This is a genomic window from Rhizobium sp. NZLR8 (genome assembly GCF_019685025.1).
Lineage (GTDB): Bacteria > Pseudomonadota > Alphaproteobacteria > Rhizobiales > Rhizobiaceae > Rhizobium.
In genome coordinates this window covers 513,018-537,845 of record NZ_JABDVY010000002.1, presented here as the reverse complement: position 1 = coordinate 537,845, position 24,828 = coordinate 513,018, and the positions used below count along the sequence as shown (strand labels likewise).

General features: G+C 60.7%; 24 protein-coding genes and 1 pseudogene. 9 read left to right on the top strand and 16 right to left on the bottom strand.

Going from position 1 to position 24,828, the window contains the following annotated elements; translation table 11 throughout:
* Positions 1-101: 101 nt before the first annotated feature.
* Positions 102-944 (top strand): alpha/beta fold hydrolase, encoded by an 843-nt coding sequence (locus tag HJB89_RS06605; RefSeq protein WP_221149311.1) that lies wholly within the window; start codon positions 102-104, stop codon positions 942-944.
* Between the two features lie 30 nt (positions 945-974).
* On the opposite strand, the pseudogene HJB89_RS33705 reads toward HJB89_RS06605, so the two are convergent.
* From HJB89_RS33705 to HJB89_RS06595, 3 genes and pseudogenes are all read right to left on the bottom strand, one after another.
* Positions 975-1,076: pseudogene (locus HJB89_RS33705) on the bottom strand (ABC transporter ATP-binding protein); the annotation flags it as partial.
* 61 nt (positions 1,077-1,137) lie between these two features.
* Positions 1,138-1,749, bottom strand: a complete 612-nt coding sequence (locus tag HJB89_RS06600) for a DedA family protein (protein ID WP_207584750.1) — start codon at positions 1,747-1,749, stop codon at positions 1,138-1,140.
* Positions 1,746-2,327, bottom strand: a complete 582-nt coding sequence (locus tag HJB89_RS06595; protein WP_207584751.1) for a class I SAM-dependent methyltransferase — start codon at positions 2,325-2,327, stop codon at positions 1,746-1,748. The genes HJB89_RS06600 and HJB89_RS06595 overlap by 4 nt, the downstream gene beginning before the upstream one ends.
* A 267-nt stretch (positions 2,328-2,594) precedes the next feature.
* On the opposite strand from HJB89_RS06595, the gene HJB89_RS06590 reads away from it, so the two are divergent.
* Together HJB89_RS06590 and HJB89_RS06585 are read left to right on the top strand one after the other, a co-directional pair.
* Positions 2,595-3,269 (top strand): response regulator transcription factor, encoded by a 675-nt coding sequence (locus tag HJB89_RS06590; protein ID WP_207584752.1) that lies wholly within the window; start codon positions 2,595-2,597, stop codon positions 3,267-3,269.
* 38 nt (positions 3,270-3,307) lie between these two features.
* Entirely contained in the window at positions 3,308-4,645 is a 1,338-nt protein-coding gene (locus HJB89_RS06585; protein ID WP_259671975.1) for a sensor histidine kinase KdpD, read from the top strand.
* 37 nt (positions 4,646-4,682) lie between these two features.
* On the opposite strand, the gene HJB89_RS06580 is transcribed toward HJB89_RS06585, so the two are convergent.
* The 9 genes from HJB89_RS06580 to HJB89_RS06540 are packed head-to-tail and all read right to left on the bottom strand — an operon-like array spanning position 4,683 to position 13,372.
* A complete protein-coding gene (locus HJB89_RS06580) occupies positions 4,683-5,426 on the bottom strand; it encodes an ABC transporter ATP-binding protein (RefSeq protein WP_207584754.1) in 744 nt (247 codons plus the stop codon).
* Positions 5,423-6,280 (bottom strand): ABC transporter ATP-binding protein, encoded by an 858-nt coding sequence (locus tag HJB89_RS06575; RefSeq protein WP_207584755.1) that lies wholly within the window; start codon positions 6,278-6,280, stop codon positions 5,423-5,425. Before HJB89_RS06575 ends, HJB89_RS06580 begins: the two co-directional genes overlap by 4 nt.
* Positions 6,277-7,212, bottom strand: a complete 936-nt coding sequence (locus HJB89_RS06570; RefSeq protein ID WP_207584756.1) for an ABC transporter permease — start codon at positions 7,210-7,212, stop codon at positions 6,277-6,279. The genes HJB89_RS06575 and HJB89_RS06570 overlap by 4 nt, the downstream gene beginning before the upstream one ends.
* 4 nt (positions 7,213-7,216) lie before the next feature.
* On the bottom strand, positions 7,217-8,314 hold the full coding sequence (locus tag HJB89_RS06565; RefSeq protein WP_221149308.1) for an ABC transporter permease: 1,098 nt from the start codon (positions 8,312-8,314) through the stop codon (positions 7,217-7,219).
* A gap of 5 nt (positions 8,315-8,319) precedes the next feature.
* Positions 8,320-9,906, bottom strand: a complete 1,587-nt coding sequence (locus HJB89_RS06560; RefSeq protein WP_207584758.1) for an ABC transporter substrate-binding protein — start codon at positions 9,904-9,906, stop codon at positions 8,320-8,322.
* Between the two features lie 43 nt (positions 9,907-9,949).
* Complete coding sequence (locus HJB89_RS06555; RefSeq protein WP_221115057.1) at positions 9,950-10,903, bottom strand: dihydrodipicolinate synthase family protein; 954 nt, start codon at positions 10,901-10,903, stop codon at positions 9,950-9,952.
* Positions 10,904-10,922: 19 nt separating this feature from the next.
* Positions 10,923-11,810 (bottom strand): SMP-30/gluconolactonase/LRE family protein, encoded by an 888-nt coding sequence (locus tag HJB89_RS06550; protein ID WP_207584760.1) that lies wholly within the window; start codon positions 11,808-11,810, stop codon positions 10,923-10,925.
* On the bottom strand, positions 11,807-12,637 hold the full coding sequence (locus HJB89_RS06545; protein ID WP_207584761.1) for an NAD(P)-dependent oxidoreductase: 831 nt from the start codon (positions 12,635-12,637) through the stop codon (positions 11,807-11,809). Before HJB89_RS06545 ends, HJB89_RS06550 begins: the two co-directional genes overlap by 4 nt.
* A 21-nt stretch (positions 12,638-12,658) precedes the next feature.
* Positions 12,659-13,372, bottom strand: a complete 714-nt coding sequence (locus HJB89_RS06540; RefSeq protein WP_207584762.1) for a FadR/GntR family transcriptional regulator — start codon at positions 13,370-13,372, stop codon at positions 12,659-12,661.
* Between the two features lie 302 nt (positions 13,373-13,674).
* Here HJB89_RS06540 and HJB89_RS06535 point away from each other — a divergent pair, with 302 nt between their 5' ends.
* The 6 genes from HJB89_RS06535 to HJB89_RS06510 all read left to right on the top strand — a co-directional run bounded on the left by HJB89_RS06535 (position 13,675) and on the right by HJB89_RS06510 (position 21,988).
* Positions 13,675-15,615 carry an ABC transporter substrate-binding protein gene (locus HJB89_RS06535; RefSeq protein ID WP_207584763.1) on the top strand — a complete coding sequence of 647 codons (1,941 nt, stop codon included), beginning with the start codon at positions 13,675-13,677 and terminating at the stop codon, positions 15,613-15,615.
* Between the two features lie 118 nt (positions 15,616-15,733).
* Positions 15,734-16,720, top strand: coding sequence for an ABC transporter permease (locus HJB89_RS06530; RefSeq protein WP_221149307.1), 987 nt, complete (start codon positions 15,734-15,736; stop codon positions 16,718-16,720).
* 9 nt (positions 16,721-16,729) lie between these two features.
* Positions 16,730-17,851: an ABC transporter permease gene (locus tag HJB89_RS06525; RefSeq protein ID WP_221149306.1), complete on the top strand. Its 1,122-nt coding sequence runs from the start codon at positions 16,730-16,732 to the stop codon at positions 17,849-17,851.
* A 7-nt stretch (positions 17,852-17,858) separates the two neighbouring features.
* Positions 17,859-19,580 (top strand): ABC transporter ATP-binding protein, encoded by a 1,722-nt coding sequence (locus HJB89_RS06520; protein ID WP_221115056.1) that lies wholly within the window; start codon positions 17,859-17,861, stop codon positions 19,578-19,580.
* On the top strand, positions 19,577-20,788 hold the full coding sequence (locus HJB89_RS06515) for a mandelate racemase/muconate lactonizing enzyme family protein (protein WP_221115055.1): 1,212 nt from the start codon (positions 19,577-19,579) through the stop codon (positions 20,786-20,788). Before HJB89_RS06520 ends, HJB89_RS06515 begins: the two co-directional genes overlap by 4 nt.
* 12 nt (positions 20,789-20,800) lie before the next feature.
* Positions 20,801-21,988, top strand: coding sequence for a mandelate racemase/muconate lactonizing enzyme family protein (locus HJB89_RS06510; RefSeq protein WP_207585201.1), 1,188 nt, complete (start codon positions 20,801-20,803; stop codon positions 21,986-21,988).
* Between the two features lie 65 nt (positions 21,989-22,053).
* Here HJB89_RS06510 and HJB89_RS06505 read toward each other — a convergent pair whose 3' ends face one another.
* From HJB89_RS06505 to HJB89_RS06490, 4 genes are all read right to left on the bottom strand, one after another.
* A complete protein-coding gene (locus HJB89_RS06505; RefSeq protein WP_221115054.1) occupies positions 22,054-22,626 on the bottom strand; it encodes an NADPH-dependent FMN reductase in 573 nt (190 codons plus the stop codon).
* Between the two features lie 82 nt (positions 22,627-22,708).
* Positions 22,709-23,374, bottom strand: a complete 666-nt coding sequence (locus HJB89_RS06500) for a nitroreductase (RefSeq protein WP_221115053.1) — start codon at positions 23,372-23,374, stop codon at positions 22,709-22,711.
* A gap of 191 nt (positions 23,375-23,565) precedes the next feature.
* Entirely contained in the window at positions 23,566-23,925 is a 360-nt protein-coding gene (locus tag HJB89_RS06495) for a helix-turn-helix transcriptional regulator (protein ID WP_221115171.1), read from the bottom strand.
* A gap of 209 nt (positions 23,926-24,134) precedes the next feature.
* Positions 24,135-24,827: a response regulator transcription factor gene (locus HJB89_RS06490; protein WP_221132579.1), complete on the bottom strand. Its 693-nt coding sequence runs from the start codon at positions 24,825-24,827 to the stop codon at positions 24,135-24,137.
* Between the last annotated feature and the right edge of the window lies 1 nt (position 24,828).

The following is a 24,828-nucleotide window of genomic DNA, read 5'->3' as shown; positions in this document are numbered from 1 at the left end:
CGATGCGGCACCGCTGCCTTAGCCCCAATATGGGGATGCCTGCTGATACCAGGACCCAAGGTTTTCGCCGCTTCACCCAGTACACGTAAAGGACGCCCCAAGTGAGTGAACGCATTATCAGATTTGACGACGTCGAGATCTCCACGCAGGCATTTGGCAACCCGGCGTATCAGCCGATCCTGTTGATCATGGGCGCCATGGCGTCAATGCTGTGGTGGCCGGACGAGTTCTGCCAAACACTTGCCGATCGCAAATTTTATGTCATTCGCTACGACAATCGAGACACCGGCCGCTCGACGATCTACGAGCCGGGGGAACCTCCCTATACAATGGACGACATGGCTGAGGACGCCATCAGAATACTCGATGGCTACGGTATCGACGGCGCCAATCTGATCGGAATGTCGTTGGGCGGCACGATCGCCCAGATCGCAGCGCTCTCGCATCCCGAACGCATCAAGACGCTGACGCTGATTTCCACCACGCCGATGGGCATTGATACCAGTGCTCTACCGCATACCACCGGCGCCTACATGGCGCATGCAGCGACGGGCGAGACCGTCGACTGGACAGACGATGCCCAGGTCATCGAATTCCTTGTCAAGGATACTCAAGAGATCGCCGGTGTGGCCCATCCCTACGACGAACGGCGGGCGCGCGCCTTTGTCGAACGGGACGTCAGGCGGGCGAAAAGCTTCGTCAGCGCCACCAATCATTTCATGCTGAAGGGCGGCCAGACCTTGAAAGGAAAATTGGGAGAACTGGCCGCGCCCCTGCTTGTCATACACGGAACGGCGGATCCGATTTATCCGGTTGAACACGGCGAACTGCTGGCAAGAACTGTCCGGGGAGCGAAGCTTGTTCGGCTCGAAGGTGGCGGCCACGAAATTCATCCCGATGATTGGGAAGAGATCGTTTCCGCTATCGACGCCCACTTGCGGTGATCCAAGAGAGAGCGAGGGCGTGCCGGATGGCTACGCCCTTCCGTACATCCGGCTCGCGTGCAGCAGGCGTTGCGAATAGGGATGTTTCCACGGTACCTCTTCGACCTCGACGATCTCGCCCGCTTTGGCAACGCGCCGTTAAGCGGGATGCTTGCCTCCCACTCTACGAACTAGCCCTTGCTCGGCCTGAGGCTTATGTTCGCGCCGTCCTCTGCCGCCGCATGAGCCATCGCATGCTGCCTGCAACTACGATTTCAACGGCCACAAGCGCCAAGGACAAGAGAACGCCTGTTTTGACCGGGTCATGGGCGGCTCCGCGCAACACGAATCCGGTGGTCAGGAAAAACGTGTTATAGGTCGTGATCCCGATCGCCGAGGCGACGAGAAAACGATCGGCCCGCAGCTTAAGCACGCCGGCCGGCAACGACAGGTAAAGCCTCGCTACAGGGATTATCTGGCCGCAGAGTGAGACAGCGAAGTGATTTCGGCGATAGGCATTGGCAAGATGCCGATAACGTTCGAGGGGCAGAAAGACGAACCTCCCGTATTTGTCGACCGCCCGAGTGACACGCTCTTCTCCAAAGGAGCGACCGAACGTGTAGACACATGCTGTCCCAATCAACGAACCGCTGGACGTCACGACAATGACGGCAGCCAGCTCCATGATCGTCGACGTGGCGGAGCCGAAGATCAGCAGCATGAGATAGGAGGGTACGATGGGTATGGTCTTTTCGAACACCGCCGCGGCGAACATGCCCAAGACGCCAAATTGAACGACTAGGGGCAACAGCTCCGATGAGCTCATGCCATCGTCTCCTCAACACGCCGCGTAATGCGATAGACCGCTGCGGGTGGAAGGTTGAGATAAGCTCGTCCCAGGCGTTTGGCCTCAAGACCGAGTTCCGCAAGTATGGACTTGTGCACCGGACAGGCAGCCCCATAGGTGAACAGGAAGAACTCGCCGCCGGACTTTAAACAGGAGAAGGCGCCTTTCATGATACTGGCGACCCTTTGATGCGACATGTTTAGCAGTCCCAGGCCGCAAACGATCGCGCCCACCGGAATATCGGACAATGTCAGCCGGTTCAGTTGCTCCGCATTCATTTCCAACAACCGGGCCCGGGGAAACCGCGCTTCCAGAAGCCTTGCGAAGTCCGGACTGCACTCGATCAGAGTGAGGTTTTCTTCCCGGACTCCGCGTTCGATCAGGGCCTGCGTGAATGCTCCCGTTCCTGGTCCAAGTTCCAGAACCTTACCCGTCCGCGCCGTAATGTCCCTTGTCATCAATGAAGCCAAGGCGCGGCCGGACGGTGCAATGGCCGCCACGCTGCGCGGATTGCGAAACCATTCGCCAAGGAACAGAAAAATATCAGTGATGCCCATGCCGCGCTCCGTTCGTTTCGTAAAGCAATGGCAAGAGCATGAGTATTTTTAGGGTGTACATCATTGTTGATCCGGGTCACGGCACCAGACTGAATGCGGAAAGCGTTTGTGCCTCATACACAGCTAATGTCAGTTTTACATGTCGGCAGTCTGTCGCAGCCCGGATTGGCCAGAATTTCGGAAAAACCGGGCTTATGTTTCTCGTGCAAGGTTGCCGACATGGAGCGCCCGTAAGAAGATAAGCCGTTCCAACGAGGTAGGTTCGTCTTGAGAGTATTGTTGGTTGAAGATGAGCCTGAGATGGCATCTGCGCTGCGTGACGCGCTTGCAGGTAGCGGCATGGTTCTCGATCATGCGACCAGTCTTGCTGACGCTGAGCTGATCACTGCGCCCGGCCTGCATGACGTGCTTATTCTCGATCGGCAACTCACTGATGGCGAAGGACTGTCTCTGATTCCGAAGCTGCGCGCCAAAGGAAACCTTGTGCCAGTACTTGTCCTGACCGCCCGGGGGGAGCTGACCGACCGTGTCGAGGGCCTCGAACAAGGCGCGGACGACTATCTGACCAAGCCCTTCGCATTCGAGGAGCTTGTGGCGCGGCTTCGAGCCCTCATGCGCCGACCAGCTACGATGCAGCGCGACATCGTGACGATCGGCCGGCTCTCTTATGACCACTTCAATCACGAGGCCAGGGTCGGCGACAACGCGATTGAGCTGACACGCCGAGAATTGCTCGTCCTTGAAGCGCTGTTGCGACGCCTCGGCCGTATGGTGCCGCGTTCGTCGTTGATGGAAGCCGTCTTCGCAATCGATGACGAGGTGCAGCCGAACGCACTCGACACCCAGGTTTCGCGCCTTCGCAGAAAACTTGCGGATGCGGACAGCGGTGTCATCGTCAACGGTGTCAGGGGAGTGGGTTATCTGTTGAGGGAGGAACCATGAGCCTCGTCGAGCCCCGATCTCTGCGGTGGCGATTGGTCATGCATATCACAACCGCGCAGATCGTGATGCTGGTGGTGATCTTCGTGGGCATGTTCGCCACTATCGGGTTTCTCTGGTACTTCGGATACATCAATCACGGGGTCAATGACAGGACGACACCCGAAGTGGTGCGCAACGCGATTCAACGCGGCCCCGACGGAAAGCTGTTCATCTCCCCAACGCAGGAACTGGTCCAACTCAGATCGCAGATCCCCAATCTCTGGTTTCTGGTTCGAGATGCGAACGGACAGCAACTGACGGAAGGCCGCGTCCCATTGGAGGTCATGTCTGCGGTATCGGCGTTGGATGTTATCACATATGCCGATCTGATCCAAAATTTCGAGAAGGACGCATTGCCGTTCGCGATAGTCCACTGGGAGGAAACGCCTGCCGGGCGGGTCAAGATCATGTCGGGCGCGCAGGGACATGTCACCATTGCCCAGATACTCGAGTCGAGCCAAGGTCTCCTGACGGTGATGGCGATATTGATCGCAATCACCGCAGTTGCAACGTTCCTCGTGACGCCGTTCGTCGTTCGCCGCGCACTGAAAGGCCTCGACCACGCGGCCGAAGAGACGAAGAAGATCGATATCCATCGGAGCGGCACGAGATTGTCCGCCAGCGGCGTGCCGCTTGAGATTCTACCCTTCGTCAATGCCGTCAACGAAGCGCTTACCAGGCTCGACAAGGGATATACGGGCCACAGGAGATTTTTGACCGATGCGGCCCACGAGCTCCGCACGCCGATCGCTATCCTGACGACGCGCCTTTCGGGGCTTCCGCCCGGGCCGTTGAAGGTCCGCCTCCTGGAGGATGCCGCCAGGCTGACCGCGCTGACGGGCCAGCTTCTCGACTTGCAGCGTCTGGAACAGCAGATGGTCACGTTTACAGCTGTCGACCTGGTGGACCTTGCCGAGCGCGTCGTCATCGACCTTGCGCCGCTGGCCTTCGGTGCCGGATACGAAATGCGCTTCGAACCGGAGGGTGACAAAATACTGGTGTCCGGCGACGAGACATCCATCGAGCGCGCACTGACAAACCTTGTCCAAAACGCCATTAACTACGGCGGAAGACAGGGAACGATCAGCGTCCGTGTCTCCGCAGCCGGATGGCTGGAGGTCTGTGACGAGGGGAAGGGAGTTCCAGAGGCGGAGCGAGAACAGATTTTCGAGGCCTTCCATCGCCTGCGGCACGATGGTCGTGGGGTGGGCCTTGGCCTCGATCTCGTCCAGAAGATTATGCGCCTGCATGGGGGACGCGCCGAAGTCCGGCCCGGTCCCGGCGCATGCTTCCGTCTGACCTTCCCGCTTACGCCACCGGCAAGGCCGCTGCCGTAACCTGATCTCAACGGCGAAAATCCACAGCTGTCGCTAGCTATGCCCTTCCGTACATCCGGCTCGCGCGCAGCAGGCGTTGCGAATAGGGATGTTCGACCGCGCCTCTTCGCAACGCCTCGATCTCGACCTGTTCGACGATCTCGCCCGCTTCCATGATGGCGACGCGGCTGCACATGTGGGAGACGACGGCGAGATCGTGGCTGACGAGCAGATAGGTAAGGCCGCGCTCGGCGCGCAGATCCTGCAGCAGGTTGAGGATTTCGGCCTGAACCGACACATCGAGCGCCGATGTCGGTTCGTCGAGAAGCAGGACGTCCGGGTTCAGCATCAGGGCACGGGCGATCGCCACGCGCTGGCGCTGCCCGCCGGAGAGCTGATGCGGAAATCGGTAGCTCAGCGCCGGATCGAGGCCGACCGATCTCAGCACCGCGTTGACGTCGACGGAATTCGTCTCCAGCCCCTGGTTGCGCAGCGGTTCTTTCAGCTGCGAGCGGATGGTCTTGCGGGGATGGAGCGATCCGTAGGGGTCCTGAAACACCATCTGCACGCGGCGATAGAACGGCCGGCTGCGCTGCCGGTCCAGCGTCTCGCCCTGGAGTTCGATGTTGCCGTCGTAATTGGCGTTGAGGCCGGAGAGAGCTCTAAGAACCGTTGATTTTCCGCAGCCGGATTCGCCGACCAGGCCGAATGCCGTTCCCCTCTCGACGGTGAGGTTTACATCTCTGACAACCGGCCGCTGGCCGTGTCCGAAACGGATGGTGAGATTGTCAATTCTGATCACCGCGGCGGCTCCAGTGCGAGGTCGTCAAGCCAGGCGGGATCCCGCTTCAGGATCGGCAGCCGGGCAGGGGGATTGTCGATCGTCGGCAGGGATGCCAGCAACCCTTGGGTATAAGGATGTCTGGCCTTGTCGAGATCGCGCGCCTCGAGCACTTCCACGACGCGGCCCGCATACATGATGAGGACGCGGTCGCAGAAATTCCTGATGAGATTGAGGTCGTGACTGATGAAGATCAGGCCGAGATTGCGGCGTGCAACGAGTTCGTCGAGCAGGGCCAGGATCTCAAGCCTGACCGTCACGTCGAGCGCCGAAGTCGGCTCGTCGGCGATCAGCACTTCGGGCTCGGCAATCAGCATCATGGCAATCATAACACGCTGGCCCATACCGCCCGATATTTCGTGCGGATAGAGGCGGGCGACGCGCTCGGGATCGCGGATCTGGACGGCTTCGAGCATGTCGAGCGCTTGGGCGTAAGTTTTTGCCTTGCTGACCTTTGGATGATGGAAGCGGTAGGTTTCGGCGATCTGTTCGCCGATCCGCATGACCGGATTGAGCGAATATTTCGGGTCCTGCAGGATCAGGCCGATCCGCCGTCCCCTTATCGTCATCATCGTCCGCTCGTCTGCCTTGATGAGGTCGACGTCGCGAAAAGCCATCCGCTCGGCTCGGACGATCGCGGTCGGCGGCAGCAGCTTCATGATCGCGCGGCCGACGGTCGATTTTCCCGATCCGGATTCGCCGACGATGCCGAGTTTTTCCTGTCCGAGTGCAAAGCTGACGCCCCGCACCGCGCGCATGTGCCCACCGCCATAGGCGATTTCGAGGTTACGAATATCGATCAGGGGCTCTGTCATTCCGAACCTCTCGGATCAAGAACATCGCGCAGCGCATCGCCGACGAGGTTGAAGGCGAGGCTGACGAGCGCAATGGCGATGCCGGGTGCGGCGATCACCCACGGGCTGTCGAGCATGAACTCGCGCCCGCTGGCGGCCATCGAGCCCCATTCCGGCCAGGGCGGCTGCGCACCGAGGCCGAGAAAGCCGAGACCGGCGGCAGTGATGATGATGCCGGCCATGTTGAGGGTGACGCGGACGATCACCGAGGGGATGCACATCGGTAGGATATGGCGGATGATGATCGCAAGTGATGTCGCGCCCTGCAGCCGCACGGCGGCGATATAATCCGCCTTGCGAAGGCTGAGCGTCTCGGCGCGTGCCAGGCGGGCGATCGGCGGCCAAGCCGTCAGCGAGATCGCGATGATCGCGTTGGTGATACCAGGGCCGAGCGCTGCGGCAAAACCCAGCGCCAGCACCAGCCCGGGGAAGGAGAGGAAAATATCGGTGATGCGCATGAGGATTTCATCGACGATGCCGCCGAAATATCCCGAGACGGTGCCGATCAGCAGGCCGAGTGGTGCGACGATGATCGTCACCAGCATGATGATGTAGAGCGTCGTACGGGCGCCGTAGATCACCCGCGCAAAGACGTCGCGGCCGAAATTGTCGGTGCCGAGAAGATGGGCTGCCGAGGGCGGCGCCAGCCGCCCGGCCATATCCTGCGCGATCGGATCGTAGCTTGTCAGTAGTGGGGCTGCCGTCGCCACCACGATCAACAGCACGACGATGAAGAGGCCTGCCAGGCCAAGCGGGTGCAGGCTGAACTTCAGCCAGCCCTGATGGATCTGCTGCGTCGACGACTGAAACCAGCCCTGAGGCTCCGGCGCCAGCAGCCATTTTCTGAAGCCGCCGGCATTGGCGCTGTTTACGTCTTCGGTGGAGATCGTCATGGCGTCACCGTGTTCTCGGATCAAGAATGCGATAAAGGAAGTCCGACAGGATGTTGATGGTCAGGAAGACGGCGCCGATCGTCAGCACCGAACCCATCACGACATTCATGTCGTTCATCTGCAGCCCGCGGGTGAGATATTGGCCGAGCCCGGGCCAGCCGAAGACCGTCTCGATCAGCACCGCGCCCTCGAGCAGCCCGCCGAAGGTCAGCGCCAGGATCGTCAAGAGCTGCACGCGAATGTTCCTGAAGGCATGGCGCCAGACGACCTTGCGGGTGCCGAGCCCCTTTGCCCGCGCGGTGATGATGTATTCCTGGCTGAGCTGTTCCAGCATGAAGCTTCGTGACATGCGGCTGATATAGGCGACGGAATAATAGCCGAGGATTGACGCCGGCAGGATGATGTGGCCGACCGCATTCTGAAACACTTCCCATTGCTGCTGGATTGCCGCATCGATCAGAAGAAAGCCGGTCATCGGCGTGACGAGGCCCTCGTAGAAGACATCGACCCGGCCCGATGCGCCGACCAGCTTGAGCTTGGCGTAGAAGATGAAGAGCGCCATCAGCCCGGTCCAGAAAATCGGGATTGAGTGGCCGGCGAGGGCGATGATCCGGGCAATGTGATCGATGATCGTCCCGCGTCTGACGGCGGCCGTGACGCCCAAGGGAATGCCGATAATGGCGCCGATGATCATGGCGATGATGGCAAGCTCAATCGTCGCGGGAAAAATCATCATGAGATCCGTGAGGATCGGCTGGCCCGTCGTCGCCGACGTGCCGAGGTCGCCTGTGGCGATCTTGCCGACATAGGAGAGGAACTGCATCCAGATCGGCTGCCCAAGCCCCAGCTCATTGAAAACCCGATCATAGACCTCCTTGCTGACCTCCGGCCCGGTGATTGACAGTACCGGGTCGGCGGGAAGCAGGCGGCCCATCGAAAAGGTCAGGAAAAGCAGGCCGAGCAGCGTGGTGACAACAGCCACCACACGCCCCGCTAAGCGTCGAAGCAGGCTGGTCAAGGGGTGCGGGGCTGCATCGGCAAACCCGCCCGCCTGAGAATGACGGCTGCTCTCCTGCCTCGATGTCAGATCGGCGCTTGCCACGCGCTCTACTCCTTGGTCACGTCATGCCAGCGCGTCGACCAGGTCGTATGCCCGTGATAGCCTTTGACGTTGGCGCGCATGACATAGGGGTCGGTTCGCTGGAAGAAGATGACGAGCGGGGCGGCCATGCCGGAGTAAATGCCGTCCATCTTCTTGAAGATATCCGTGCGCTTGACCGTATCGCGCTCCTTCATCGATTGATCGATGAGCGAATTGAGGTCGTCCACCTTCATGCCCGTGCGCCAGAGGTAATAGCTGCCGAGGCGTGCCTCGTCGCTATTGTCGGGGTTGAAGGCATATTGTGTGGCGACGGCAAAGGGATCGGGAAGGCGGGCGCCAGAATTGCCGAGCAGCACTTCGAATTTGCGCTCGCGGAAGGCGGGCGTGAACTCGCCGGGCACCAGATCGAGATCGAGCCCTGCGGCCCGGGCGCTTGCCTGCAGCGCTTCGGCGAAGGGCAGGGTCGCGGCCCCCGACGGATTGAGCACCTTCCTCAAGCCGTTGGGATATCCGGCCTCCGCCAGCAGCTGCTTGGCTTTGGCGGGATCGTAATCATAGCGGACGTCGGCCTGCTCGGGAGCGCCGATCATGCCGCGCGGGATCATCGACTGCCAGGGAAAGCCCGTATACCGCATGATGTTGCCGGAGATCGCCTTCCAGTCGAAGGCGTGCTGGAAGGCCTCGCGGACCTTCGGCTTTTGCAGGTCCGGGTCTTTCTGGTTGAGGGCGATGTAGTAGAAGCCGAGACCCGGTACGTTCTCGATCACCATATCCTTCTTGGTGGCGAGCGCATCGAGATCGCCGCTTGCCACATACTGGCCGACATCGACGTCGCCGGCTTCGAGCTGCAGCCGGAGATTGCCGGATTCCGGGATGTGGCGGGCAACGACGCGGGCCATGGCCGGCTTGCCGCCCCAATATTTCGGTTGCGCATTGAAGATAGCGACGTCGTTCGGGCGCCATTGCGCCAGGCTGAACGGCCCGCTGCCGGCGGAATTGGCGGAAAGCCAGGCGCCGCCGAAATCGGCGTTGGCCTCATGCGACAGCACCGTCTTCTTGTCGACGATGCCGAGTGATGAGCCGGCCAGCGAATAGAGCACCAGATCGGTATTCACGGTCTGCGGCAGTTCGATCTCGAGCGTATGTTCATCCTTGGCCCGAACGAGCTTTTCGACATTGTCTGGTGTGAAGCCCCAGAGCGCGACGTCGGTGGAGCCGACCTGGCCCATCTTGATGACGCGCTGGATCGACCAGGCCGCATCCTCGGCGGTCACCTTGTTGCCACTCTGGAAAACGGCGTCGTCGCGCAAGGTGAGCGTGATGATCTTGCCGTCTGGCGAGACGCTCCATTGCGTCGCAAGCATCGGCTTCAGCGTCTTGAGATCCTCAGGCGACAGCTGCACGAGATTGTCGTAAAGATTGGAAATCAGTTCGGAAACCGTGCGCGCGTTATTCTGGGCCGGATCGAGCGTCCGGATACCGGTGAGATTGGTGCCGATCACCAGCATATTGGGCGGCGATGCGGCGAAGGCAGGCTGCGTCGTTACTAGGGCACCGGTAATTGCGATCGTTGTCAGTAGCTGTTTCAGCATCTCTAGACCTCCCAATCCTGTTGTTTTGCGGAAATAGTCGAATTCAGCCGGCCGCCTTGGCAGATTGCTGCCGGTCCGGATCTATTTGAATGGTGCCGTCGGCCTCCCAGCCTCGAAGCAACCGATGAAGTTCCTCGCGATCATTTTGGTCGAGCAGCGGCAATCCCGGCACGCGCACGGGACCGACATCGAGGCCGGAATAGGTGACGGCTTCTTTGACGACCGTGACGTTCGCACCGTTGCGGAATTTGGTCCGCATCCGCTCGAATGGTTCGAGCCGGTTGACGATCGCCCGTGCCGCGGCGAAATCGCCTTGTTCGAGCGCAGCATGGACGGCAAGCGAAAGCTGCGGTGCAACGTTGACGAGACCCGAGGTGAAGCCGCGCGCGCCGGCCGCGGTAAATGTCGGCGCCCAGCTTTCCGCCAGGCCGCAGACGAACAGCGCCCCGGCCGGATCGGCTGCGGGGATGGCTCTGGACAGCAGCATCAGATCGGTCGTTGCAAACTTGATGCCGGCAATATTGCCGTGGTTGGCGAGACGGACGATATCGTCGACCCCGAAACCCTCGGCTCTGACATAGGCGATGAGCGGCAGGGTGGAAGCATCCGCAAGATCGCAGAAATAGCCGATCTGGGCCGATGGTGCTGCGAAAGGATCGACGGGCTGATGCGACATGACGGCGGAGGCGCCGATCGCAGCCGCATCCCTCGCCATACCGATCGCCTCGCGCAGCGAGCGGCCGATGGCCGCCGTCACCGGCGCCCGGCCATTGACGCCTGAAACCGCTGCTTCGTGGACGATCCGGATCTCTTGCGGCGTCAGGGCGTAAAACTCGCCGGTGTTGCCGGCAGCAACGATGTTGTGGATGCCTGCTGCCGCCACTCGCGCATAGACCTTGGCCGTGATCGCAGGTTCGACGTTGCCTTTACCGTCATAGGCCGTGACGGGAACGCCCGACACGCCGGTAAGCGCCTTGCGCATGATCGCGATGCTCATTTCTCTTCCCCGTTCGCTTTCAAGATGATTGGTTGCCGAAGCGGAAGGGCGGCAGCCCCTCTGCATCCACGTCGAAGGCGATGACCGTTCCCGCCTCGAACCGTCCGGTGCGGTCCGTCGACAGGCTGGTGACGAAGAGCGTGCTGAGATCGGGTCCGCCGAAACACGGCATTGTCGGTGCTGCGACGGGCAGAATGTAAATCTCGACGATTTCGCCTTCGCGCGATATCCGGTTGACCCGGCCGGCGGAGACGCCGGCGCTCCAGTAAAGCCCGTCGCGATCGGTCGTCGCCCCGTCCGGCCGCCCCTCATCTTCTGTGAAGCTGCGAAGGCGACGTCCTTTACCGAGACTGCCCGTCTCAGGATAGAAGTCGAATGCCTGCAGGAAACATTGGCGGCTGTCGGAGTGATACATCCGCCGGCCGTCCGGCGACCAGGCGAGACCATTGGAACTCGTCAACCCCGTTGCGACGGTCCGCGTGCTGCCATCGGCCCCGACGCGGAAAAGTGCTGCGTCATTCACCTGCGGCTTGGCTTCGCTGATCGAGCCGACCCAGAAATGGCCGTCGGGGCCGACCTTGCCGTCGTTGAGGCGGCCATTGATATCCCGCCCGACCGGGTCGCACAGAAATTCGATTTTTCCCGAGACGGGATCGAAGAGATGGACGCCCGTCTGAAGGCCCACGACGATCCTGTTGTCTCGGCACAGCCCGAGACTGCCGATCGCCGCCGGCATGTCGAAACGATCGATCTGTCCTGACGCCGAAAGCCGGACAACCGCTGGCGCCAGGATATCGACCAGCCACAGCGTGCCGGTCTCATCGTCCCATACCGGCGATTCACCGACCGTCAGCGGCTGCTGGATGACGGAACGGATTTCTGGGCGGATGATCCGAGGCGCCGTCATTCGGCCGCCTCCAGGCTCTTGGCCAAACCTTCGGCGTCACGCATGCGGATGGTGCCGTCGTGATTGATCTCGCAGAACCCGCCACCCTGGAACGCAAGCGCTACCGGCCCTTCAGATCCCTGTTCGATGCGGGCGTGATCGCGCGGCCGGTCCTGTGGTTGGTAACCGAGCCTCGTTGCCAGATCGTTATCCCACCATTTCTCGTCGGTATCGGAAACGCCGTAGATGACTGTCGCGGCGATCAGCGGGTGGGACAGCCCGATCCGCACCAGCTGCGCCAGATCTCGCGCGCTGATCCAGATCGCAACCGATCGCTCGCTGTTGGGGTAGGTGCCGGCATTGCCGATACGGATGGAAAGGGAGCGAATGCCCGACGTGTCGTAGTAAAGCCCCGCCACCAGTTCGCCCCAGCATTTGGAAAGTCCATAAGGGCTGTCGGGGCGCATGGGATCGAGCGGCGATATGACTTCGTCACGCGGATAGAAGCCGGTCGCATGGTTGCTCGACGCATAGACGACCCTGGGGATCTTGTTGATCCGTGCCGCTTCGTAAAGATTGTAGGTTCCGAGCACATTGGCGTGCAGAATGGCGTTCATGTCGATGCCGCTTGCGATGCCCGCCAGATGAACGATGCCGTCGATATCTTTCAGCGCAGCCGTTGCCTCGTCGAGCTTTGCAAGGTCGACCCTTACGAACGTCTCGTTTCCGCCGAGCTCAGCCGGTTCCTGCAGGTCGATCAGGCTGACGTGCTCGACATGCCCGCGGAGGAGCGGGCGCAGCAGGGTTCCTACACGTCCGGCAGCACCCGTCACAGCGATCCGTTTCATCGTTCTTCCTCCCATTCTCGCTCAAACGCCCTGGAACATGCGGGCGCGGGCATTCAGTATGTGTTTCTTCATTGCATCGTGAGCTTCGGTTTCCTGCCGTGCGAAGATCGCCTCCACGATCACCGCGTGCTCATCCTGGACGCTACGGATCTGCTCCAGGGTCCGTTTCAGGCTCAAGCTTCGCGTAACCGAATGGCCGATGGCGAAATGCGGCCTGAACCATTCGCGAACGGTGATGTGGAACTGGTTGCCGGTCGCCATGGCGATTGCATCATGCAGAGCCTGGTCCTCCTCGGCGCCGAGCTCTCCGTTGCGCAGGCATTGCTCGATCGAAAGAAGCGCTGCGGTTATCCGTTCCCTGTCGTCCGGCTGCCAGTTTCGCGCGGCAAGCTCCGCCGCCTCGGCTTCGAGACCGGCGCGGAATTCGAAAAACCGCTGAACATCCGCGAGCGATCCGACCGGCACCATTTTCAGCATCGACGAATCCGGCCTCTGCCTGACATAGGAGCCGGAGCCCTTGCGTGAAACGACCAGACCATCGGCTCTCAAGCGTTCGAGCGCTTCGCGCACGACCGGTCTCGATGCGCCGAAATCAGCAGCGAGCTTCGTCTCCGACGGCAATCGTTCGTTCACCGGAAAGTTGCCGTCGGCGATCATCCCCACGATTTTCTCGTAGATGATGTCGCTGAACCGCGTTGCGGCTCTGTTCGAAACGGCGTCGACCGCGAATGTCATGATCGTCCTTTTCTCTGAACGCTGTGGGCTCTTGCTGTCGCCGGCATCATATCTCCATGGCAGCTCACAGCTTCTAACAGATCGCCGTATTTAGTTCGCTGTAGCCTTGTATTCCGGGCAGGCAATTCAAGTTCTGATGTTGCATCGCTACAAAATTTGTAATTATCTGTCAACTCTTGTAATCATTTGGGAACGTGTCTATGGTTCGGTCGTAGCGCCGAGGAGGGCGCAGGCGGCGGGTCGGGAGCCCGCCGCATCCGCCGGTCTAAAAAGCTGCGCCGGCATAAAAACGGAGGAACTCGATGCCTAATGAAATACTGTCGCGTGGCGTTACCCGCCGCGCCGTGCTTGGCGGCATGGCCGGTGTCGCCGCGCTATCCGTCGCTGGTCGCGTCTCCGCCGCCGCAGGCGGTGAAGCACCCGCACTTGCACAGCTTGTGAAAGATGGAAAACTGCCGCCGCTCGCCGAGCGCCTGCCGAAGAAGCCGATGGTCGTCAAGCCGTTCGAAAAAATCGGCACCTATGGCGGCTCTCTGCGCCGCGGCCTTCGCGGTTCATCCGACCATAACGGCATTCTGCGCATGGTCGGCAACCAGAGCCTGGTGCGCTGGAACCTCGAGTTTACCGCTGTGGAGCCGAACCTTGCCGAGCGCTGGGAAGTCAGCGACGACGCGACGCAATTCACCTTCCATCTCATCGAAGGCGTGCGCTGGTCGGACGGTCATCCCTTTACGGCCGATGACGTCGTTTTTGCGATCGAAGACTGCGTCAAGAATACCGAGCTCTACAGCTCGACACCAGCGCAGCTTGCTGTCGCCGGCAAGCCGGTGACCGTCGAAAAAATCGACGACTATACGGTGAAGTTCACCTTTGCGGCGGCCAACGCGCTTTACCTGGAAAACCTCGCCACGCCGCTTGGTCAGCATCCGACGCTCTTTCCAAAGCATTACTGCAGCCAGTTCCTGCCGAAATATAATCCCAATATCGAGGCCGATGCGAAGAAGGCCGGCGTCACCAGCTGGACGGAGCTGTTCCGCAGCCGGTGCGGTGACATCGAGATCCCGTCGCGGTGGGGCAACGTCGACAAGCCGACGCTCGATCCATGGGTGGTGAAAGAGCCTTATGCCGGCGGCGCGACGCGTGTCGTCATGACCCGCAATCCCTATTTCTGGCAGGTCGATACCGAAGGCAACCAGCTTCCCTACATCGATGAGATCAACTTCGGCATCTCGCAGGACGTCGAATCGCTGATGCTGAACGTCATTTCGGGAAAGATCGACATCCAGGAGCGCCATATCAGCGTGCTTGCCAACAAGCCGACGCTGTCCAAGAACATGGAAAAAGGCGACTATCGACTGCTGACGCTGGTGCCTTCGGCCTCGCAACAATGCCAGATCTATTTCAATATCACCCACAAAGATCCTGCCATGCGCAAGATGTTTGCGGACAAGTCGTTTCGGCAGGCCTTGTCGATCGGCATCAATCGCCCAGAGCTCATCGATATTGTCTATTTCGGGCAGAGCGAGCCTTACCAGGCGGGGCCGCGTCCAACCCATCCGTGGTATAACGAGAAATACGCGCGCCAGTTCACCGAATTTGACGCCGACAAGGCAGGCGCGATGCTCGATCAGGCCGGCTACAAGAAGGGCGGCGACGGCTTCCGCCTTCGGCCCGATGGCCAAAAGGTGTTCTTCTCGATCGACGTCATTCCGACGTTATATCCCGATCTGGTCGACGCGCTCGAACTGGTCAAGACGCATTGGGCCCAGATCGGCATCGACATGAAGGTCAATACCATCGAGCGGGCGCTTTATTACACCCGCGGCGACGACAATGCCCATGATGCGCAGGTGTGGCCGGGGCCCGGCGGTCTCGATCCGATGCTCGATCCGCGCGATTTCTTCGCCTTCCATCCGCAGGGTTCGCGTTACGCCATTCCGTGGACGCTTTGGTACACCTCCAACGGTGCACGCGGCGAAGAGCCGCCGGAAAGCCAGAAAAAGCGCATGAAGCTCTTTGACGAAGCGCGTTCGACGGCCGATCTCGACAAGCGCGGTGCGGTCATGAAGCAGATCTTCGACATCGCCGCGGAGGAATTCGAGACCGTCGGGCTTTGCCTCGCGGTCGGCGGGTTCGGCATCATCCGCAACAATCTGCGCAACGTTCCCGAGAAGCAGCCGGATAGCTGGTCCTGGCCTAATCCGGGGCCTGCGTTGCCACAGCAATTCACCTTCACGAGCTGATTCGGATCTCCGGCGCCGTGCCATCAGGCGCGGCGTCTTCCTTCAAGTCTGTCCCCCAATGCCTTTTCGGCCGTCCAGCCGAAGGAGTCGGGGCGGCGTTCAATGCAAGAGACGCCCTATGCTGGTCTTCATCGCCAAACGCTTCCTATGGATGATTCCATCGCTTTTTGCCGTCAGCTTTCTCGCTTTCGTGCTGATCCAGCTGCCGCCGGGCGACTATGTCACGACCTATATCGCAACACTGGCGGCATCCAACGAAATCGTCGATCAGAACACGGCGGCACAATTACGCGAGCGCTTCGGCCTCGGCGATCCGATGCTCGTCCAATACGTCAAATGGATATGGGGCATCCTCTCGCGCGGCGATTTCGGCATTTCTTTCGAATGGCAGCAGCCCGTCTCCGACCTTATCTGGGAGCGCATGGCGCTGACGCTTGTTCTGGCCCTGTCGACATTGATCGCCACTTGGGCGATCGCCCTGCCGATCGGCGTCTATTCCGCTGTGCGCAAATATTCGATCGGGGACTATTTCTTCACCGCCTTCACCTTTTTCGGCCTGGCCGTTCCGTCCTTCCTGCTGGCGCTGGTGCTGATGTATGTCGCGGCGGTCGAATTCGGACAGGATGTCGGCGGGCTGTTTTCGCCCGAATACGAGAACGCGTCCTGGAGCTTCGCCAAGATGATCGATCTCTTCTCGCATCTCTGGCTTCCGGTCATCATTCTTGCCGTTTCATCGACCGCGAGCCTCATCCGTGTCATGCGCGCCAACATGCTCGATGAACTGCCGAAGCCTTACGTGACGACGGCAAGGGCAAAAGGTCTCTCAGAGTTCCGGCTGCTGATGAAATATCCAATGATGATCGCGCTCAATCCGTTCATCTCGACCATTGCCTGGCTGCTGCCCAACCTCATTTCCGGCTCGGTTGTCGTCGCCATCGTCCTAAATCTGCCGACGGCCGCACCTTTGCTGCTGCAGGCGCTGATGGCCCAGGACATGTATCTGGCCGGTGCCTTCGTTCTGCTGATCTGCGCTCTGACGCTGATAGGCTCTTTGATCAGCGACATCCTGCTTGCGCTGGTCGATCCCCGCATCCGGTTGGAATAGGAGCCTAACGTGGCTGACATCACCGTTACAAATATTCAGCCGGATCGCGCCGCCGTCGCATCGCAGTGGCAGTTGATCTGGTGGGCTTTCCGCCGGCACCGGCTGGCCATGGTGGCGCTTGTCGTCACCGTGATGATGTATATCGTTGCCCTGGTTCCCGGCTTCTTCGCCATCAACGATCCGAACCTGCAAAATGCGCGGGCGACCTTTCACCCACCGCAGAGATTGCATCTGATCGACACGCAGTATGGCTTTTCCTTCGGCCCGCATTATTATCCGATGAAGCTGACCCGCGATCCGGAAACACTGGCCGCCATCTTCAAGGAAGACACGACAAAGCGTGTCGACGTCCAATTTTTCGGGCGCGGCTATGAATATTCCGTATTCGGTCTGTTCAAGTCAAACATCCACCTGATCGCCTCGCCCGACAAGACGACGCCGCTGCTTCTCTTCGGCGCCGACAGGCTTGGGCGCGATGTTTTCAGCCGAACGGTGCAAGGCTCGCAGATCTCGTTGTCGATCGGCCTCGTCGGCGTCTTCTTCTCGCTCATGCTCGGTATCGTGCTCGGCGGAATCTCGGGATATTACGGCGGCCGCATCGATTTCTTTATGCAGCGCGTGATCGATTTCGTTCTGTCGCTGCCGACGATACCGATCTGGCTCGCCATGGCCGCGGCCCTGCCACAGGATTGGCCGGCGACGCTGCAGTATATGATGATCACGATCATCCTGTCGCTGACCGGCTGGGCGCAGCTTGCCCGCGTCGTTCGCGGCCGCTTCCTGTCGCTGCGAACAGAGGAGTTCGTCGCCGCCGCGAGACTCGACGGCGTTCGAGAAAGACGCATCATCTTTCGCCACATGCTGCCGAGCTTTGCCAGCCACATCATTGCGTCGATCACGCTTGCGGTGCCGGCGATGATCCTTGCCGAAACCTCTCTCTCCTTTCTGGGGCTCGGGCTGCAGCCGCCGACCATCTCCTGGGGCGTGCTTTTGCGCGAGGCCCAGAACATTCGCTCGATCGCCACCGCGCCATGGCTCTTCATGCCGGGCTGCGCCGTCGTGGTCGCCGTGATGGCGCTTAACCTTCTCGGCGACGGGCTGCGCGATGCGGCCGATCCGTACAACAAATGAGGCCGGCATGACCGATATCGTTCCCATCGCCGGCAGGCCGCTGCTCCAAGTGAAAAACCTGACCGTCGAATTTCCACTGCGGACCGGCATCTTTCGCGCCGTCAGCGACCTGTCTTTCTCGATCGAACCGGGCAAGACGCTTTGTGTCGTCGGCGAAAGCGGATCCGGCAAGTCGGTGACAGCGCGTTCGATCCTGCAGATCGTCGACGCGCCTGGCCGCATATCCGGCGGATCGATCATCTTGAACGATCAAAACGGCGGCTCGACCGATCTGACCAGCCTCAATCCGCGCGGGCGTCAGATCCGGGCGATCCGTGGCCGCGACATCGCCATGATCTTCCAGGAGCCGATGTCGTCGCTGTCGCCGATCCACACGGTCGGCAACCAGATCGTCGAGGCGCTTCGTCTCCACACCAGGATGAGCAAGGCAGAGGCGCGCACTGAGGCCATATCGCTGCTCAAGCAGGTCGAGATTCCCTCGCCGGAAAAGGCGTTGGATCGGTATGCCTTTCAATATTCCGGCGGGATGCGCCAGCGCGCGATGATTGCTATGGCACTCGCCTGTAAACCTCAGCTCCTAATCGCCGACGAGCCGACCACGGCTCTCGACGTGACGACGCAGGCCGAGATTCTCGACCTGATCGCCCGCCTGCAAAAGGCCAATGGAATGGCCGTTCTGTTCATCACGCATGACATGGGTGTCGTGGCCCAGATCGCCGACGATGTGCTGGTGATGCATAACGGCGTCGCCAAGGAATATGCGCCGGTCGAGCAGATCTTTCATGCGCCGCAAGACGACTATACCCGCATGCTGATCGGCTCGGTGCTGAAGCTGGAGCAGAAGGCGGAAATCCGCCTGGCGCGCGCGCCGCTCGACAGAACCCAAGCGCCGATCCTCGAACTGCGCAACGTCTCGATGGATTTCGGAGAGGTGAAGGCGCTGGACGATGTTTCCATTTCGCTGCTGCCGGGCGAGACCCTCGGCATCGTTGGCGAGAGTGGCTCCGGCAAGACGACGATGGGCCGCTCGATCATGCGGCTGCTCGATCCGACTGCCGGCGAAATCCTGTATCGCCGCGCCGATGGCGACATCATCGATCTGGCGACGGCAAAAGGTCCCACACTGGCCGCCGCGCGCCGCGAATTGCGTATGGTGTTTCAGGATCCTTTCGGCTCCCTCAATCCACGCATGACCGTCTCCCAGATCATCGGCGAGCCGCTGCTCGTCAACGGCGTCGCCAAGGGGCGGGCGCTGGAAGAGCGGGTTTGCCATCTGATGGAGCAAGTTGGCCTCGATCCGAGAGCACGCGAACGCTACCCGCACGCATTCTCCGGTGGTCAGCGCCAGCGCATTGGCATTGCCCGGGCCATCACGCTCAATCCGCGCGTCATCGTCGCGGATGAGGCAACCTCGGCGCTCGATGTCTCCGTGCGCTCGCAGGTGCTCGATCTCCTGATGCGCCTGCAGGACGAACTCGGCCTCGCCTATATCTTCATCAGCCATGATATCGGCGTCATCCGCTACATGTGCGACCGTGTCGGCGTCATGTACAAAGGCCAACTCGTCGAAATCGGCGAGGCGGAGAAGGTCTGCCGTACACCCGAGCACGCCTACACGCAGGCGCTGATATCAGCGATCCCCCGTCCAGATCCGCGTGACCGCGATCATTCCAGGCGTTTCCGCTACGTCGCGCCCGACAACCTCAGGAATGGAAGTTCTCAGAGATGAAGATCACCGGGATCCGGACTTTTCTCATGCATGTCGGCCAGCCAGACCCCTCGAACTGGGCTTCCGATCAGCGTTCCGGTGGCGGCGCCTCCAAGCAATTCGGCGGCACCAGAAACTGGCTCTTTTTGAAGGTCGATACCGACGAGGGTATCACCGGCATCGGTGAATGCTCGGGCTGGCCGCGTGTCGTCGAGACCGCGATCCATGATCTTGCACCCCTCCTCATCGGCGAAGATCCGGCCCATATCGAACGGCTGTGGCAGAAGATGCATATCGCCATGATGGGCCATGGTATGCTCGGAACTGTCGGAGGCGGTGCGATGACCGGCATCGACATGGCCCTATGGGACATCAAGGGCAAGGCGCTTGGCGTGCCTGTCTGGATGCTGCTCGGCGGCAAGGTGCGCGACCGGATACCGATCTATTCGCATGCGAATACGCCCGAGCGCGCACTTGCGCTCAAGGAACGCGGGATAAAGGCGATCAAGTGCGGCGGGGTCGCCGATCCCGTTCGCAAGGTCGCCGCGCTCCGCGATGCCGTCGGCGACGACATGGACATTGCCATCGACCTGCATGGGCCGCCGTGGCTGACGCCTGCGGATGCCTGCCGGCTGGTGCGGGCGCTCGAGCCCTATGAATTGATGTGGGTGGAAGATCCAATCGCGCCGGAGAATATCGACGGCTACCGGCGTATCCGCGATGCAGCTTATGTGCCGCTTGCGGCCGGCGAGCGCTCGGCGACCATCTTCGGCGAGCGCGAGCTTATCGAGAAGGAACTGGTCGACGTGATCCAGCCGGACACCGGCCGGGCCGGCGGCATCACCCAGATGAAGAAGATCGCCGCCATGGCCGAAGCCCATCATATTCAGATGGCGCCGCATTCCGGCTCGCTCGGGCCGGTGGCGGAATATGCGGCCTTGCATCTGCTTGCGGCAATCCCGAACGCTCTCATTCTCGAGCGCCTCGACGATGACTGGGACGGCCGCCGCCGGACGATCGTGCCGCATCCGCAACAGGTCGACGGTTTGATCGCCGTTCCCGATGGCCCAGGACTTGGCTGTGATATCGACGAAGCCTTCGTGGCGCGTTTCCCCAGTGCCGGCAACGTCTCGGTGCCGGCAGCTGCGGGCGTCTATAATCCCGGAACCGACAACGAGCACGTCTACGTGCAGACGCGCGTGGCGCGTCGCAATTATTTCAATCGCTAGAAGGACAGAATGATGAAGATCGACCGCATGCGGGTTTTCATGACCCGCGACAAGGACCGTCCGCGCGTGATCGTCGCGCTCGATACCGATGACGGGCTTACGGGCTGGGGTGAATGCTACAATCACGGGCCGGACAAGGCGCTTCCGCCGCTGCTCGATTATCTCTGCGGATTTTTGTCCGGCCAGGATCCGACTCGCGTCGAGTATCTGGTCAATCTGCTGGTCCAGCAGAGCCGGTTCCCGCCGGGCGCGCTTGGCCTTGCCGCGATCTCCGCGCTCGATCATTGCCTGTGGGACCTTGCGGCCAAGGCGGCGAATCTCCCGGTCTATAAGCTGCTCGGCGGCGAGGTGCGCGACCGCATCAAGGTCTATGCCGGGGTTTATACCGCTCCCGATGCGCCGGCGGCCCGCGACGAATTCGATCGCCTGAAGGAGGGATGGGGGTTCACCGCCTTCAAGCTCAGCCCCTGGCGGATCGACATGCACTCCAATCGCTGGGGCAATGTCGTGAAGGCCTCGGCGGATTATTTCCGCTCGCTTCGCGAAACGGTCAACGACGAATACGAGATCGCCTTCGACGCGCATGCGAAGATTTTCGAGCCGGTCGCCGCTCGCCAGCTCGGCAATGCATTGGCCCCCTACGACCCGCTATTTTTCGAGGAGCCGCTACGGCCAGAAAACATCGAGGCCTGGGGCGATCTGAAGCAGGGCCTTAACTGCACGTTGGCGACCGGCGAGTCGCTCTACAACAGGAACGAGTTCCTGCGGCTGCTGCAGGTCAAGGGCGCCGATCTGATCCAGCCGGATATTTGCGTCGTCGGCGGCATCAGCGAAATGCGCCGCATTGCCACGCTCGCCGAAGCCTTCTTTGTCGGCGTCGCGCCGCACAACCCGATGGGCCCCTTGGCAACGGCGGTCAACGTGCATTTTTCAGCTGCGGCGCAGAATTTTCGTATCCTCGAATACCGGCTGCCGAAGGGCCAGGCCTACGTCTATGGCGGCAACGATATCGAGAAGCGGGAAGGCGAAACCCGTTACGTCGTCGATCCCTATCTACCGAAGGACGGCTATCTCGAACTGCGCCCGGATCGGCCCGGCTGGGGCGTCGAGATGGACGAGAAGGCGATGGAGGAGGAAGGCTATATCCACTGGCAGCGGCGCGTGCCGAAGCGGCCGGACGGTTCTTACGCCTTCGCTTAGAGACGTCTCGAAAATCGGGAACTGGCTGCTGCCGCATGGGGCGGCCAGTTCCTTTTATGTGCCCACTAGGCGTCTTTCGGCAGCACCGAGCGAACCCTTGCGATGAAGACATGGAAGTCCCGCATGAAAATGCGAAGGAAATCGGCGGTGGTGTCGTTCGTGACCTCGCCGTCATCGGTGATCAGCCCCGGTGTGAACTGGATGTAGGCTTCCGGGGCATTCATCTGGGGAGAGTTGCAGAAACTAAGCACGCTGCGCAAATTCTGCTGGGCGACGGCTGTGCCTATCGCGCCAGGTGACGTGCCGATAACCGCTGACGGCTTGCGTGTGAACGAGTTGGTGCCGTAGGGGCGGCTTGCCCAGTCGATTGCGTTTTTCAGCCCGCCAGGTATGGATCGATTGTATTCGGGCGTGATGAACAGCACGGCGTCGACGGCCGCGATTGCCGCCTTGAATGCCTTGCCGGCCGGGGGATAGTCGGCGTCATAGTCGTAGCTGTAGAGCGGCAGGTCCTTGAAGGATATCTCCGACATTTCAAGTTCCGGCGGGGCGAACCGCACCAACGCCTTGGCAAGCTTGCGATTGATCGAGCCCTTGGCGAGGCTGCCGATGAGATAGCCTACTTTATGCGTGGTCATGGCGTTCTCCAATATCACGCATGACAAGGACGTCTTGCGCAAGAATCATAAAAGGGCTCTCTTGTCCTTCGAGCGCACGTCACTAATCACCGACGAAAGTGACCGTCTCGGCGAGCGGGGCGCGGCCCGTATGGGCAGAACTTGCCGCTGGGTCCTCGTAGCCGATCGACATGCCGCAGAAGAGGATGAGCCCGTCCGGGGGTGACAGGACCTCCGCGACCGTCTCGCGAACCTGTGACCACGCCATCTGCGGGCAACTGTGCAGTCCTTCGGCGCGCAGCAGCAGCATGACGGTCTGCAGATACATGCCGACGTCGGCCCATTGGGGTAGGCCCAGGTCACGGTCGATGTAGCAGAACAGGGCGGCGGGCGCGCCAAAGCAGTTCCAGTTGGCGATTGCTGCCCGCTGGCGCGCCTCCCAGTCCTCGCGCGCAATGCCGAGCGCGCTGTAGCGCTCCTTGCCGAAGGCGGATCGGCGCTCCCCGTACGGGGACTTCATCGCGGGCGGATACATCTCGTACTGCCGCGTATCCCAGGCGTCGCCGTGGGCCACGCGCTCGACGGCGGATGTCTTGAGCTCGGCCAGCGTCGCGCCGGTCATCACATAGGTATTCCACGGCTGGATGTTCGATCCTGACGGCGACCAAGCCGCGGCGGACAGCACGCGCTCAAGTATCTCCCTGGCCACAGGTTTGTCTTTGAATCCGCGCACCGACCGTCGGCTAGTGACTGCCTCATATACGTCCATCATCGCCTCCTGCTGACCGTTCCGTTCCTGATGTGGTTGATTATCTCCATTCGCAATTGAGACGTAATCACACCGTGGTCTAGGAGGCGTACATCAAACGTCCATCAGAAACCGATGCATCCGACCTGACGCCTGCAAGATCATCCTCAGCAGAATCGGAGACCAATTACGAGCGGCAAGAGCGGGGCTCGTCATTTCGTCAGGTGCCCGGCTCGGGCGCTGTCTACCGGGGAGCGATGGCACGATCCGAAGATGTCGGCGAGCGTATCGAGCATCGTCCTGGCCGTGCCGGATTGAAGTGAATAAAAGATCGTCTGGGCAGACCTTCGCGTCTGCACGAGTCCTTGTTCTCGAAGAATTGCCAGATGCTGGGAAGTCGAAGATTGGCTCAGTCCCACTTCATCAGCCAGGACGGTCACGGACACTTCTCCCTCGGTCAACAGATGCAGAATGTGAAGCCGTTTGGCGTTCCCCATGGCCGACAAGAAGTTTGCTTCGATGTCGAAGGCGTTGGCTTCAGGGGAGGGCGAGGCTGGTGATCGATTGTACAGGCGTGATCTCCTTTATGAAATCTAAGCCGGGCATGAGGTCATATCCCTGAGCTTTAATTTAGAGATAACGCATGGGTGCCAAGGCGAAACCCATTGCTGGCGCCGCGCCGTCTTTTTCGACGCGAATCGGATACGGCGCGCATCAAATGGACAGGCAGCTGATGTGCGAGGTCGGGTCTCGTCGTTTTGGAAAGGGCCTGGCAAAAAAATTAACGCGAGCCTGTCTGCCGCATTTGCGCGGGCAGCGTCTCCCAGGCCCGGATCAGTTCGCCAATCGAGGCGGCCTCCATCTTGTGCATGACGTTGCTGCGATGCAGCTTGACCGTCACTTCGCTGATGCCGAGATCGAAGGCGATCTGCTTGTTGAGGCGTCCGTGCGCCACTTCGTGCAGAACTTCGCGCTCGCGCTGCGTCAGCGTCTCCAGGCGTTTGACATTGCGTTTGGCGATTGCGGCTTCGGCCCGTCGCTCGGCATCCATCGCAATGGCCGCGGTGATGGCGTCGAGCAGCGTCTGGTCCCGCACCGGCTTGGTGAGAAAATCCACAGCACCCGCCTTCATTGCCTGAACGGTCATCGGGATGTCTCCGTGGCCGGTCAGAAAAATGATCGGCTTGGAAATGCCGTTTTCGGCCAGATGGCTCTGCAGGTGAAGGCCGCTTGCTCCAGGCATGCGCACATCGAGGATCAGGCAGCCGGGGTTTTCCATTATATCGGCATCAAGCAATTCTCGGGTCGAGGCAAAACTAATCGACTGAAAACCCGCCGACAGGATCAACTCCGACAGCGCCTCGCGAACCGATGCGTCGTCATCGACGATAATGACGAGCGGCTCTAACTCTTCACATCTGCCCTGCAATGATAACGGCGCCGATCTCCGCTGCAACGGCTGGTCAACTCTCATG